Origin of the sequence: Corynebacterium nasorum, from assembly GCF_022345765.1 — a bacterium.
Taxonomy (GTDB): domain Bacteria; phylum Actinomycetota; class Actinomycetes; order Mycobacteriales; family Mycobacteriaceae; genus Corynebacterium; species Corynebacterium kefirresidentii.
Window position 1 is genome coordinate 72,877 of the sequence record NZ_JAKRDR010000008.1, and the last position, 13,849, is coordinate 86,725.

At 56.4% G+C, this 13,849-nt stretch carries 12 protein-coding genes and 1 pseudogene; 2 read left to right on the forward strand and 11 right to left on the reverse strand.

The features are described 5' to 3' along the window. Window positions 1-23 precede the first annotated feature (23 nt). Both MHK04_RS07390 and MHK04_RS07395 read right to left on the reverse strand, forming a co-directional pair. A complete protein-coding gene (locus tag MHK04_RS07390) occupies window positions 24-860 on the reverse strand; it encodes a tRNA (adenine-N1)-methyltransferase (protein ID WP_023021551.1) in 837 nt (278 codons plus the stop codon). Window positions 861-888: 28 nt separating this feature from the next. Beyond that, window positions 889-2,142: a M18 family aminopeptidase gene (locus tag MHK04_RS07395; protein WP_239208359.1), complete on the reverse strand. Its 1,254-nt coding sequence runs from the start codon at window positions 2,140-2,142 to the stop codon at window positions 889-891. A 46-nt stretch (window positions 2,143-2,188) separates the two neighbouring features. Between MHK04_RS07395 and MHK04_RS07400 the strand changes: the two genes are divergently transcribed. Continuing rightward, window positions 2,189-3,019: a RecB family exonuclease gene (locus MHK04_RS07400; RefSeq protein WP_049378144.1), complete on the forward strand. Its 831-nt coding sequence runs from the start codon at window positions 2,189-2,191 to the stop codon at window positions 3,017-3,019. A 12-nt stretch (window positions 3,020-3,031) separates the two neighbouring features. Here the strand turns inward: MHK04_RS07400 and MHK04_RS07405 are convergent. The 9 genes and pseudogenes from MHK04_RS07405 to MHK04_RS07445 all read right to left on the reverse strand — a co-directional run bounded on the left by MHK04_RS07405 (window position 3,032) and on the right by MHK04_RS07445 (window position 12,736). Next, window positions 3,032-4,700: pseudogene (locus MHK04_RS07405) on the reverse strand (formate--tetrahydrofolate ligase). 137 nt (window positions 4,701-4,837) lie between these two features. Then, the gene (locus MHK04_RS07410) at window positions 4,838-6,145 is read right to left on the reverse strand and encodes an anaerobic C4-dicarboxylate transporter (protein WP_023021547.1); all 1,308 of its coding nucleotides are present in this window, start codon (window positions 6,143-6,145) and stop codon (window positions 4,838-4,840) included. Window positions 6,146-6,497: 352 nt separating this feature from the next. Next, a complete protein-coding gene (aspA, locus tag MHK04_RS07415) occupies window positions 6,498-8,057 on the reverse strand; it encodes an aspartate ammonia-lyase (protein ID WP_023027852.1) in 1,560 nt (519 codons plus the stop codon). 110 nt (window positions 8,058-8,167) lie between these two features. After that, on the reverse strand, window positions 8,168-9,013 hold the full coding sequence (gene hisG / locus MHK04_RS07420; protein WP_239208360.1) for an ATP phosphoribosyltransferase: 846 nt from the start codon (window positions 9,011-9,013) through the stop codon (window positions 8,168-8,170). 29 nt (window positions 9,014-9,042) lie between these two features. After that, a complete protein-coding gene (locus MHK04_RS07425; RefSeq protein WP_023021544.1) occupies window positions 9,043-9,306 on the reverse strand; it encodes a phosphoribosyl-ATP diphosphatase in 264 nt (87 codons plus the stop codon). Window positions 9,307-9,364: 58 nt separating this feature from the next. Next, window positions 9,365-10,081 (reverse strand): HAD family hydrolase, encoded by a 717-nt coding sequence (locus MHK04_RS07430; protein WP_023021543.1) that lies wholly within the window; start codon window positions 10,079-10,081, stop codon window positions 9,365-9,367. Between the two features lie 128 nt (window positions 10,082-10,209). Continuing rightward, window positions 10,210-10,593, reverse strand: a complete 384-nt coding sequence (locus MHK04_RS07435; protein WP_023021542.1) for a hypothetical protein — start codon at window positions 10,591-10,593, stop codon at window positions 10,210-10,212. Between the two features lie 24 nt (window positions 10,594-10,617). Next, on the reverse strand, window positions 10,618-11,856 hold the full coding sequence (gene mshC / locus MHK04_RS07440; protein ID WP_034655822.1) for a cysteine--1-D-myo-inosityl 2-amino-2-deoxy-alpha-D-glucopyranoside ligase: 1,239 nt from the start codon (window positions 11,854-11,856) through the stop codon (window positions 10,618-10,620). 25 nt (window positions 11,857-11,881) lie between these two features. Then, on the reverse strand, window positions 11,882-12,736 hold the full coding sequence (locus MHK04_RS07445) for an undecaprenyl-diphosphate phosphatase (RefSeq protein ID WP_049378148.1): 855 nt from the start codon (window positions 12,734-12,736) through the stop codon (window positions 11,882-11,884). 66 nt (window positions 12,737-12,802) lie between these two features. On the opposite strand from MHK04_RS07445, the gene MHK04_RS07450 reads away from it, so the two are divergent. Further along, window positions 12,803-13,849 (forward strand): YncE family protein, encoded by a 1,047-nt coding sequence (locus MHK04_RS07450; RefSeq protein ID WP_239208361.1) that lies wholly within the window; start codon window positions 12,803-12,805, stop codon window positions 13,847-13,849.

The window sequence follows — 13,849 nt, forward strand, 5'->3', positions numbered from 1 at the left end:
AAATTCTGGGCGTTGAGAGGGCCCTACTTCCGGGCACGGCGCTGCGGGCGTGGTGGGGTGACACCATCGGCCAGGCGGCGAGTCCAGATGAGGAAGGCGGTGTGCGCATTCATGCGGTGCTCTGGGCGGGTAGCTAGGCCTTCGACCTTCCATTCACGCACCAGCGATTCCCATGCCTTGGGCTCAGTGAAGCACTTGAGTTCACGAATGCCTTCCATGACCTTCATTAGCTGTGGCACCGTTGCCACGTAGGTCATAAACACGCCACCTGGGATGAGGAGATCGCGCACGGTCTCCAAGTGTTCCCATGGTTCGAGCATATCGAGGATAACGCGGTCTACCGGCCCACCCAGGTCTGCAGCGGTAACGTCTGCCAGATCACCAAGGCGCGGCGACCACCACTCCGGCTGCTCGCCAAAATATTCCTTCACGTTATCCACCGCATACTCAAGGTGATCATCGCGCACCTCATAGGAATACACATGGCCTTCTGGGCCGACGGCACGCAGCAAAGACATGGATAGCGCACCGGAACCGGCACCGGCCTCGAGCACGCGCGCGCCCATGAAAATATCGCCCTCTACCAAGATCTGTGCCGCATCCTTGGGGTAAATCACCGCGGCACCGCGCGGCATGGACAGCACATGGTCCACCATCAGGTGGCGGAAAAGCAGGAAGGAGGAGCCAAGGGTGGACTCAATAACCGAACCCTCATCCATACCCACGATGTCATCGTGGTTAATTATGCCCTTGTGGGAGTGGAACTGGCCTCCCTCTTCAAGGATGACCGTGTAGTGGCGCCGCTTGGCGTCAGTAAGCTGCACGCGGTCGCCATAGGCAAAGGGGCCGGAATAAGCCATGTCTCAAGACTCCTCGAGGTTGCGATTACTATCCCACCAAGTATGCCTCAAGCGCTTGTGCAAGCCATACTTGGTCCCGCTCGCCCACCATTTCACGCGCCGAGTGCATCGACAGCATGGGCACGCCCACATCCACGGTGTCGATGCCCAAACGGGTTGCGGTGATGGGACCGATGGTCGATCCGCACGGCACGTCATTATTGCCCACAAAGCGCTGCACCGGCACGCCAGCCTTGTCGCACGCTGCTTCCCACAACGCCACTGTGGTGGCATCGGAGGCATAGCGCTGGTTGCCGTTGATCTTGGTCACTGGGCCCTTGCCGATTATCGGGTGGTGCGTGGGATCGTGCTTGCCCACGTAATTGGGATGCACCGAATGTGCCGCATCGGCCGACACACAACTCGAGCGGGAAAACATCTGGAAGCGTTCCTCCTCGTTAGCTCCCAGTGCCCGGGCCGTTCGAGTAATGACGTCCGCCAGAATAGGCCCGCCCGCACCGTAGCGGGAGCTGGAACCTACCTCTTCGTGGTCAAAGGCCATCATGACCAAAATATCCTTGCCCTGATAGTCCTTGGCAGCATTCTTCATCGCCGCCAAGGAGGCATGTACAGAAGAAAGATTATCCATGCGCCCGGCTGCAATGAACTGCTCTCCTGCCCCAAAGACCTCACCGCGGGCGGCATCGGCCGTAATCAGGTTGAAGGATGCAATATCCTGCTTGCCGACGCCCGCCTTCTCCCCCACTACCTGCAAGATCGATGCCTCTGGGTCACCGACGCCGAGGATAGGCTGCATATTGTGCTGTCGGTCTGGCTTGAACTCATCCTTGCGGTACAGGTGGATGGCCAAAGACGGCAGGCGCAGGACAGGGCCAGTATTTACCACATGCCGCGTGCCGTCCTTAGTCACAATCTGGCCAGCGACGGTCAACTCTCGGTCAAACCAGGTATGCAGTAGCGCCCCGCCGTAGACCTCTACTGCTACTTGCTGCCAGCCCGCCGCCGAAAAGTCCGGCGTGGGTTTGAGCACCAGGCCCGGCGAGTCCGTATGTGACCCCACGATGCGAAAACCAGAATTCTTATCCGCCTCCTGTGGTACATACCAAGCCGCTACCGCGCCACCGCGCACCATCACGTGGCCACCTGGTGCGGCCGACCATTCCTCACTCTCATCCTGTAGATCAAATCCCACCTCGCGCAATTGGCGGGATACCTCCTCCGCAGCGTGATAAGAGGAAGGAGAAGCGGCGATGAAATTAAGGAATTCTTCGGTATAACTCATACCTCCTAGCTTGCCACGAAACGCACGGCGATAGGCTAGATACACCATGGCTACTTCATCGACACCCCGCCCGCTTGCCCTGTCACCCTCGCGCGCTTCCGATTACAAGCAGTGCCCACTGCTCTATCGCTTCCGGGCCATTGACAAGCTGCCCGAACCCAAAACCATTGCACAGGTCAAAGGAACCCTAGTGCATGCCGTACTGGAAGAAATGCATAAGCTACCGCGCGCAGAGCGCACCTATCCTGCCGCAGTAAAGATGATTAAGCCCTCGTGGGCAGACATGACCGCAAAGGACGCGGAACTGCTCGAGCTCGTGCCAGAAGAAGACACCTATGACTTCTTCGTTTCCGCCAGAGAACTGCTCAAAGGCTATTTCCAGATGGAAAACCCACAGGGCTTTGATTGCCAAGAAACCGAGATGTACGTCAACACAGTTCTTCCCAATGGCGTTCCCGTTCGTGGCTTCATCGACCGAGTGGATCGCGCGCCGACGGGCGAGGTCCGCGTCGTTGACTATAAAACCGGCAAGAAACCACTGCCCCGCTATTCACAAGATGCCCAATTCCAAATGCGTTTCTACGCGCTAGTCTACTGGCGCATTCTAGGCACTATCCCCCACCAGTTGCGGCTTATGTACCTCAAGGTCTTGGACTCGATGTTTCTTAGCCCAAACCGAGAGGAGCTGGAGTACTTCGAGCGCGATCTCGGCGAGTTGTGGGCCAAAATTGAAGCCGATGGGCGCGCCGGGGATTTCCGCCCCAAGCCCTCCAAGCTATGTGGCTGGTGTGCCCACCAGGATCTCTGCCCCGAATTCGGCGGCACGCCGCCGCAGTATCCAGGGTGGCCTGGTTCCGCGGCGGATAACAAGGACTAGGTCCACGCGGCCTTAGAAAAGTCCGGAGATAGTGCCGTCCTTATCGACGTCTATGTTGTTGGCCGCTGGCTTCTTTGGCAACCCCGGCATCGTCATAACATTGCCGGTAAGCACAACGATAAAGCCTGAGCCGGTGCGCGGCAGCAATTCACGGACATGCAGCGTATGGCCTTCCGGCGCACCCAATTCAGATGCATCATCGCTGAAGGAATACTGAGTCTTGGAAATGACCACGGGTAGCTTGTCCCAGCCATTGTCCTGGATGTACTTCAGATCTTTAAGCGCCTTTGCTCCATACTCCACGCGGTCGGCGCGATAAATCTCGCGAGCAATGGTCTCGATGGAGGCTTCAATTCCTTGCTGCGGATCGTAGAGCTGCTTGGCACCGCCCTGCAGGTTCTCCAGCAAGGTCTCTGCCAGCTTAGTCGCACCTGCACCGCCCTCGGACCAGACGTTGGCTTCTTCCAAGGCCACTCCAAAGTCCTTGGCCCACTGCCGCATAAACTCGCGTTCCGCCTCCGTATCCGACCAAAAGAGGTTGAGCGCTACCACTGGCTTGATACCGAATTTGCGCAGATTTTCTACGTGGCGCTCAAGGTTGACAATGCCCGCCTTGAGCGCATCTAGGTTCTCTTCCGTGAGCTTATCTTTGGCTACTCCGCCGTTGTATTTTTGCGAACGAATGGTGGCAACAACAACCGCACCGGCAACATCCAGATCGCCAAAGCGTGCCTTGATATCGACGAACTTTTCCCCGCCCAAATCGGAGCCGAAGCCAGCTTCGCTCAGGACAATATCGCCGAATTGTAGAGCGGTTTGAGTTGCTAATAGGGAGTTGCAACCGTGGGCAATATTGGCGAATGGTCCACCGTGTACCAAGGCTGGTACCCCGCCGAGGGTCTGTACGAGGTTCGGATTAAGGGCATCACGCATCAGTGCCGTGAGCGCACCTTCTGCGTTCAGGTCACGCGCGGTAACAGGGCGTTGATCGTAGGTGAACCCGATGGTGATATCGCCAAGACGTTTCTTCAGGTCTTCAAGGTTTGTGGCCAAGCACAAAATGGCCATGATTTCAGAAGCGGCAGTAATGGTGAAACCGGTTTCAGCGGGTACGCCGTGGGCTGGGCCGCCCAGTCCAGTGACCACGTTGCGCAAGGCACGGTCGTTGACGTCCATGCACCGCTGCCACGTTACTCGTCGTGGGTCGATACCCAACGCGTTTCCTTGATGTATGTGGTTATCAATGATGGCGGCCAAGGTGTTGGTTGCGGAGGTAACCGCGTGAAAATCCCCGGTGAAGTGCAGATTGATGTCCTCCATGGGCACAATCTGTGCATAGCCGCCGCCAGCCGCACCGCCCTTAATGCCCATCACTGGCCCTTTGGGAGGGCTCTCGCAGGGCAACTATCGCTTTCTTGCCCAATTGGTCTAGGGCATCGGTCAAGCCGATGAGAACGGTGGATTTTCCCTCGCCGGCAGGGGTAGGTGATACGCCGGTGACAAGCACCAGCTGGCCCCGGTTTTCCTTGGAATAGTCAACCTTGGTGATATCTACCTTGGCTTTGGTGGTGCCGTAGGGAATCACGGCGTCGGAAGGAATGCCCGCCTTGGCGGCAATCTCCGTGATCGGCTGCAGTTGGTGGGCTTGGGCAATTTCAACATCGGATAGCTGAGTAGTCATGGCCTAAGCCTACCGAGCGATTGAGTTAAATAAGGCTCATTTAGACAAGAAAGTGAAATGAATTAAGTTGCCCGCTGATGCTGCAACCAAAAAGGCGCCCTGAAGGGCGCCTTGGAGATGGTTTTAACTTCCTCTAGTTATAGGAGGACGAAACCGAATGCATAGCCCAAGAGAACCGAGAGCACGATGCTGACCGTACCTGGGATCAGGAATGGGTGGTTGAATACGGCCTTGCCGATACGAGTCGAGCCGGTATCGTCCATCTCCACTGCTGCCAACAAGGTTGGGTAAGTCGGCAGGATAAACAGAGCGGACACCGCCGGGAACGCAGCGACTGCGGTAATGGGGCTTACTCCCAGGGCAAGGGCTGCCGGCATAAGGGCCTTGGTCGTAGCGGCTTGCGAGTACAGCAACGCTGCAGCGAAGAATAGCACCACTGCGAGCAGCCACGGCGAAGATTCAATAACGCTGCCAGCCATAGACTGAATATCGTCCATGTAGTGGTTGATAAGGCTGGTGCCCAGCCAAGCCACGCCCAGCACACAAATACATGCGGACATACCGGACTTGAAGACCGGCGTATTCAAAACATCTCCAGCCGGGACCTTGGTCATCATAACGATGATGGTGGCAGCGGTGAGCATGACCGTCATAATGGCTTCATTACGTGGAAGGGTCGGGTCGGCGATAAGCCCCACCTGCTCCGAGGTCAGGGTGGCCCACGCCATCACGATGATGATGGCTACCAAGAACACGAGAACAGAAGCCTTGGCACCCTTCTGCGGAGAGTAGTTCCCTGCGCCGAGTGGTTCCTTGACCAGGCCTTGTGCCTTGCGCTCCAAGTAAACCGGATCATCTTCAAGCTCTTTGCCAAACTTATTAGCTACCCAGGCAGCTGGGAAGATAGACAGGAATGTCGCCGGAATAACGACCGCCAGTACCTGCAAATAGCCCACCCCAGTCGGCTCTAGCAGGCTAGCGAGCAACACCACGGCTGCCGAAATGGGCGAAGCACAGATTGCCATCTGAGAGGCAACTACCGCGATGGATAGCGGGCGTGAAGGACGAACCTTACCCTCTTTAGCTACCTCGACGATAACCGGCAAAGTAGAAAACGCAGTGTGCCCGGTGCCAGCGAGAACCGTCATTAGCCACGTCACAATTGGCGCGTAGAACGTGATCCGCTTTGGGTTTTTGCGCAGGAACTTCTCTGCAATGTGCACCAAATAGTCCATACCGCCAGCTCGCTGCATTGCTGCGATAGCAGCAATGACGGTCATGATGATGCCGATAACATCGAAGGGGATATCTTCCCTAGTAATGGGAACACCGGTGAGACCAAGCGCCAACACGCCGAGGCCGCCGGCCATACCGATACCAATTGATCCAATTCTCGCACCCAAAACGATGGCCGCGAGAACGATGACTATATGAACAATAACCATGGACGTACTCCATACGCTCTCTATGCAAACTATGGGCACGCATCTCCATAAAGAGTGCATGCCGTCCTCAACATCTTCTATTTTGCACCCGCTGTGGTGATTTATTCATTCAAAGTGCCTGTTTGTGTTGATTCCCACATAAAATAAGGATTCCGCTATAAAATGACCGGTATTCTAAGACGCATCGTCCCTGTATAGGAGAATAAAAGATGAATGTGAATAGTGCCCCTTCACCATGCACAAACCCCCGCAGCCTCCGCCTGCTTTACTTCCATGTGAAGTAAAAGTGGCGGCAACTGCGGGGGCCTACTCCGCGGGCACTATACCCTGCTGCTCCTAAAGCGCTGTGGGCTTAGTCTTCGTCAATGAAGAGCTGGCCTCGGAACTCTGGGTGCATGAGGTTTTCTACGGACAGAACCTTGTTCAAGGTTGCTTCATCCAGCAGGCCCTTCTCCAAGACGAGTTCCTTGACGCCCTTGCCGGTCTCCAAGGACTCCTTAGCGATCAAATCACCATTGTGGTGGCCGATGAACGGATTCAGGTAGGTGACGATACCAATGGAATTTTCTACGTAGGCGCGGCACACATCCGCGTTGGCGGTGATGCCCGTGACGCACTTTTCGTGCAGCGCATCGACGGCGTTGCCCATGATACGAATGGACTGGAACAGTGCTTCGCCGATGACCGGCTCCATGACGTTTAGCTGCAGCTGGCCTGCCTCAGCGGCCATGGTGACTACGTGGTCATTGCCGAAGATCTTGAAGCAAGTCTGGTTGACAACCTCCGGGATAACCGGGTTTACCTTACCCGGCATGATGGAGGAGCCAGCCTGGCGGGCTGGCAGATTAATCTCAGCCAGGCCAGCGCGAGGGCCGGAGGACAGCAGGCGCAGGTCATTACAAATCTTGGCGAGCTTCATCGCTGCGCGCTTAATGGTTGCGTGCAGCAGCACGTAAGCACCACAGTCAGAGGTTGCTTCAATGAGATCGCGTGCGGTCTTCATTTCCAAGCCCGTAACCTCAGACAAGGCTGCTGTGACCTGGTGGCGGTAGCCGGCAGGAGTGTTTACGCCGGTGCCGATTGCGGTTGCACCCAGGTTGATCTCCAGCAGGCGGCGCTGAGCATCGCGCAGCAATGCTTGTTCCTCGTTCAGGTTATTGGCAAAGCCCTTGAACTCATCGCCCAAGGTCATCGGAACAGCGTCCTGGAGCTGGGTACGGCCCATCTTCAGGATGTCCTGGAATTCATTGCCCTTGTCCTGGAACGCGGCGCGCAGGCCATCCATGCGCTCAATGAGGTGGTCAACCGCTGCATGCAGACCCAGGCGGAAACCGGTCGGGTAAGCATCGTTGGTGGACTGGGACATGTTCACATCATCATTGGGGTTGATGATGTCATAAGAGCCCTTCTCCTCACCAAGGTATTCCAGAGCGAGGTTGGCAACGACCTCGTTGGTATTCATGTTCAGCGAGGTACCAGCACCACCCTGGAAAACGTCCAGTGGGAACTGGTCCATGCAGCGGCCCTCTTCCAGGATCTGGTCACAAGCCCAGATGATGGCTTCGGCCTTCTTCTTAGGCAACACGTGAAGGCGACGGTTTGCCATGGCAGCCGCCTTTTTGACCTGGACCATGCCGCGAATGAAGTGCGGGATGGTGTTGATGGTCACGTAAGAAATCTGGAAGTTTTCCATAGCGCGAACGGTGTGCACACCGTAGTAAGCGTCCGCTGGAACTTCCAAAGAGCCAAGAAGGTCGGTCTCGGTGCGAGTCTTCTTGCTGGAATTCTTAGGTGCCTTCTGTTCGGCCACCTTCTGCTGTGCAGCGTGAGTGGAAGTATCAGCTTCCTTCTTCTTCACGTCCTTTGCTGCAGACTTGGTGTCCTTTTCTTCTTTCTTAGAGGACTTTGCCATGATGGCTCGGCTCCTTTGCCTGTCGAGACTTATATTCGGATGAGTAACCTCAAGCGCTAATGTTAGCCACGACTGAATCTATTTGGGCCGACCCAGAAAATTCGCTCCCCCTAAAAGCGGGCGATGCGTAAATCAGAAGCCAAGATCGCCTCTGCGCCGAGTTGGGAAAGCCGGTCCATGACTTGGTTGGCGTTTTTCTTGGGAACCATCGCGCGCACCGCCACCCAGCCCTCACGCGCCAAAGGTGAGACCGTAGGACCGGTTAACCCGGGAGTAGTACCAGCAGCCGCATCGAGATTGGATTGCGCGATGTTGTAATCGATCATCAAATAGGTGCGAGCGTGCAAAATTCCCTGCATGCGGTCGAGCACCACCTGCTCTTCTTCGCTAACGTCCACCCCTGTGCGCTTGATTACTACCGCCTCGGACTCAATGATCGGCTCGCCGAACGGCGCCAACCCTTGTTGGCGCAAGGTAGTACCAGTTGACACGACATCAGCAATGACATCGGCAACGCCTAACCGGATGGAGATCTCTACCGCTCCGTCTAGCCGAATAACATCGGCCTCAATTCCATGCTCGGCAAGGTTCGCACGGACAAGATTGGGGTAAGAGGTCGCGATCCGGCGACCATCCAGTTGAGAGATATCCCACTCCTCCCCCTGCGGGGCTGCATAGCGAAAAGTAGATCCTCCAAACCCTAATGGCAGAACCTCATCAAAGCTCGCTTTTGAGTCGAGAGCTAAATCGCGACCGGTAATACCCAGATCCAAAACACCGCGGGCGACATAGATGGCGATATCTTTGGGCCTCAAGAAGAAAAACTCAACCCCGTTATCCGCATCAACCACGTTGAGTGTTTTGGAATGTCCACGCCCCTTGTAGCCGGCCTCTGTAAGAATCTCCACGGCGGATTCTGACAATGAGCCTTTGTTCGGTACAGCAATCTTTATCATGTGGATCCTTCCGTCCCGTGGGGCGCTGTTTAAAGGTAGTTGTAGATGTCTTCTGGGGTAAGCCCCCGCTTGAGCATCATGACCTGAATCCAATAGAGCAGCTGAGACATTTCTTCTGCTAGCTCAGCATCAGACTGATACTCTGCGGCGATCCACACTTCCCCGGCTTCTTCGATGATCTTTTTGCCTATGTGATGCTCGCCTTTATCCAATGCGGCAACGGTGCCAGAACCAGCGGGGCGCTGGGCAGCTTTTTCGGATAATTCAGCAAAAAGGTTCTCAAAGTTCTTCACGGCTACCTATTGTTCCACAGGTAGTTAGGGAATGTAGTAAAACCCTGAAGTCCTACCGCTATTCCGAAATCTTGCTAAACCACTCATAGACCTCGGAGGCCCGGGCACCGGCGAGGTGCCGCGAGTTGCGGAGCTGGGAGACCTCGGTGACCTCCGGCGGAACCTCCACCTCGTCATCTTCGGGCAAGCCGATGACTACACAGCCAGCATCAACTGCGGCGCGCATTCCGTTGGCGGAATCTTCAAATACCAAGCAATCTGCGGGCTTAGCTCCGATGCGGCGGGCCGCTTCGCGGTACATATCCGGTGCAGGTTTCCCGGCAGGCACTTCATCCCCGCAAATAGTATCGACAAAGTACTGCCACCCCAACGCGCTAATGGCGGCATCGGCGACGTTGCGCTCGGTATTAGTCGTCACCATCATTGGCACGCGATCCGCCTTCAGCTCATGCAGCAACGCAGGAATGCCAGGGAAAATCTCCAGCTTGCGAGCGAAAAGACCTTTGACATAGTCAAACATCCGAGCGCGGTATCGATCGCTGTCACCGGGCCGCAGTGTCACCCCCGCATTATCTGCGCAAATCCCCAAGGTCGTCTCAAAAGTCGCCCCCACAGTGGCAAGGCGCTGGGTGGGAGTTAAACGCTTCCCCAGGAGCTCCGAGAGATAGAACGTTGCCTCCGCCCAAAGCGGCTCCGAATTGGTGAGCGTGCCATCCATGTCCCAGAAAATGGCGGCGGGCTTTGTCAGACCAGAAACGGCATCGGGGTGCTGCACGAGAATAAAACTAACTTTCTCTTTAAAAAGGCTGTGGGGTGAAACCGACCATGCGCTAAGGGCACAGAAGTAAGCGCCAGGCTGCGAATATGCCGCGGGCCGGCGCTCAAAAAGCGGGAGGACAAGAACTAAAAGTCTAGTTCTGGAATGTGCGATAGAGCTTCGTCATCTGCTCCAGTTGCCGCGCAGGCATTGTAGATAAGCTCAGATAGCTCTTCCTTCTCTTCCGGCTCGAGGACAGCGTCGTGCTGGGCACGATTAAAATCGGCCAACGCACGGACGGTCTTGGACAACACGGTTACCAGCTGCGGGCCATCTGGATCATCCGGAAGGGCATCCAGCCCATCGAGCATATTCTCAAGGTGACCGCGCAGCTCCGGAAGCACGCTGGCATCAAACGGAGCCTCCCAGAACTCCTTTTCCTCCTCTTTGAGGTAATCGCCGGTGGCAAAGGACTTCAGATCACTTATGAACTCATCTACGGTGGGCTGGAAATCGGCGCGAATGCTCATGCTGTAGATACTGCCCTATCTTGGCTAAACCTGCACGCCGAGGAGTGAATTTAGTGCAGTGCGAACCAAATCGCCCGCTCCTTCTTCGTCTGTGCCTCGCTCAGCCTGCGACCACTTATCCACAGCAGCCAGCGCCGCCGGGGTATCGAGGTCATTGGCGATCGCCGCGCGCAGCTTGGCGACGACCCCTTGTGCCCCCGCCATGCTTCCTGGCGTAGCCACTGCTTCCCGCCACGCGGACAGACGGTGCTTTGCCTCTTCGAGCACTTCATCCGACCAATCCCGCTCGTCGCGGTAATGCCCAGCGAAGACGCCGAGACGGATAGCGGACGGCTCCTCGCCTGCTCCTACTAACTTGTGGACGAAGACGAGGTTGCCCAAGGACTTAGACATCTTGACCCCGTCGAGGCCGATCATGCCTGTGTGTACATAAAACTTTGCCATGCGGTCCACACCCAGGGCCGCCTCGGCGTGGGCGGCGGAAAATTCGTGGTGAGGGAACTTCAGGTCGCTGCCGCCACCTTGAATATCAAAGGTCGAACCTAAACGATTGGTGGCAATAGCGGAGCATTCAATATGCCAGCCCGGACGGCCAGGACCAAAGGGCGACTCCCAAGCGGGCTCTCCCTCGCGGTGAGCGCGCCAGATGAGTGCATCAAGTGGGTTCTTCTTTCCTGGGCGGTCTGGATCGCCGCCACGCTCGGCAAAAAAGGTCTGCATCTCTGCCGCAGAATAATTGGACTCGTATCCAAATTGCGCAGTGGCCTCGATGGAGGCGTAGATGTCTGGGTGTTCGGGATCATCTACGACGTAGGCCGCACCAGCGTCAAGAAGCTTCTGGACCATCTCCACGATTTCATCAACGGCCTCCATGGCGCCGACATAATCTTGCGGCGGAAAGACGGAGAGCAACTCCATATCGGAGCGGAAAAGGTCAGTCTGAGACGTACCAAGCTCGCGCCAATCCACGCCATCGCGTTCGGCGCGCTCAAACAGTGGATCATCGACATCGGTGATGTTTTGTACGTAGTGGACCTTCTTTCCGGCGTCCAAAAAGGCGCGGTAGATAAGGTCAAACGTCAAGTATGTCGCGGCATGGCCCAGGTGGGTGGAGTCATAGGGCGTAATGCCACACACGTACATGGTGGCGGTATCCCCTGCGACCTCTACGGGAGCGATGGTTTGATTCGCGGAATCGTACAAGCGCAGCTGCGCCGCATCACCGGGCACAGGGCGGAAAGAAGGTATTGGCCAAGATTGCATAGCCACCATAGTAACGCGGTGCTTGTTAAAGCGGCTGTAGGACTCCCAATGCCAAGAGAAGCATTACCAGTACACCAACGGGTATGCGGTATGCGGCAAACCACGAGAAGGAGTGGTTACCTACAAACTTCAGCAACCATGCAATGGAGGCGTAACCCAAGGCAAAAGCGATGCCAGTGCCAACCAAAAGCTGCAGACCGGTAGCGGATTGGCCGGCTGCGGGGGAAAAGGCGTCGGGAAGCGAGAAAAGCCCCGAAGCTAGGACTGCTGGAATGGCAAGCAAAAAGCTAAAGCGCGTGGCCACCTCGCGGTCCAGCCCTAAGAACAGACCACCAGAGATGGTGCCGCCGGAGCGAGAAACACCTGGCATGAGCGCCAGGCACTGACACAGGCCCATCACGATGGCGTCTTTCATAGTCAACTGCTCAAAGCCACGCTCTTTTTTCCCCAACTTTTCTGCGGCGATAAATACAAAAGAGAAAACAATCAGCATGGCGGCGGTGATCCACAGGTTGCGCAGGGCTCCGCGGATTGCATCTTCGAAGGCGTAGCCGATGATTCCAATAGGAATAGAGCCAACGATAACCATCCAACCCATGCGCCAGTCCTGGCCACGAGAGGATTTATCGGTCCAGCCGCGGAACCAACCGGTAAGTATCTGCCAAATCATGGGAGCAAAATAAACCAGCACCGCTAGCTCGGTGCCAAGCTGAATGACTGCGGTAAAAGATGCGCCAGCATCCTTGCCCCAAAAAAGTTCGGAAACAATGCGCAGGTGACCAGAGGAACTAACCGGAAGGAACTCGGTCAGACCTTGCACGATGGACAAAACAATGACCTGTGCCCAAGAGACGGCGTCTGTTGCGGTATTTGAAATCACCCGCTTCACACTACAGCGGAACAAGGCTTCGGGTTTTTATAACGCGCGCTGTTAGGATTAGGAGTCGTGAAATCTCAATCCGGCTCCGCACTGATCTTTTCTAGTTTGCTGGCGCTTAGCGCCACCGCACTGGCCGCCTGCCAGCCCGATGTGGGCGTGGGCGCCGACCCAGAAACCGCGGTCAAGGGCAATGCCACCCCAGCGGCCTCCCCTGTCAAGGCGGACCCGGAGGGCACCGTCGTAGGCCTTAAGGAAGACATCACAGACCTTGCTGCCGTCGATAACTCGCTTGCGGTGCGCACTAAGGACCAGCTCCTTATCGGCAGCCATAAAGAGTTTGCGGGCCATAAGGCCACTGCTTTAGACATTTCTGCGGAGTGCGGTGATCTAAGTTCATCGTCGTCGGGCTTTGTACTGGCCTGCCCGGAAAAGGTCCTACTCATCGATCCCTCCTCCCCGGATTCTCCCGAGGAGGTCCGTATGGAGGAGGAGACTCCTGTTACTGCTGCCACCCAGCTTTCCAGCGGCGAGATCTTTGCTACCTCAGCCGATTCCAGCACCGTTGGCATTTATAAAGACGGCAAACGCGAAGGTGACATCGAGGTCGAAGCCGGCTCGGACCAGCTACTAGCCGTGCCCAATTCCACGGGTGACGATGGAGTGGTACGCATTCACCGCGAGGATTCCACCATTCAAAACGTGGATTGGACTAATGATCGCGCGGGCGGTCGACTGCGCGTAGGCCAGGGTGTAGGAAGCATCGCGGTGGGCGACAATGGCGTTGTTCTTGCCTCCGATACTGAGGGCAGACGCTTGGCTATCTACACTTCCGATGATGTCGTTCGCCTGCACCAATACGGCAACGTCAATGGCACCCCATGGGGCGTAGCTTGGGACAAGGAGCACAATCTGGCGTGGGTCAGCGCCACAGATACGAACAAGGCTCATGCCTATGAGATAAATAAAGGCGTTCCGGAACTGCGCGGAGATATCTCTACCGTGCCAGATGCACAAAACATTGCCGTGCTTGCCGATGGCACCTTTGTCGCCGCCTCCACCACCGGCCACGGCCTCCAGTTCGTGGACACCCCGCACCTGAAGAAGGAGTCTTAA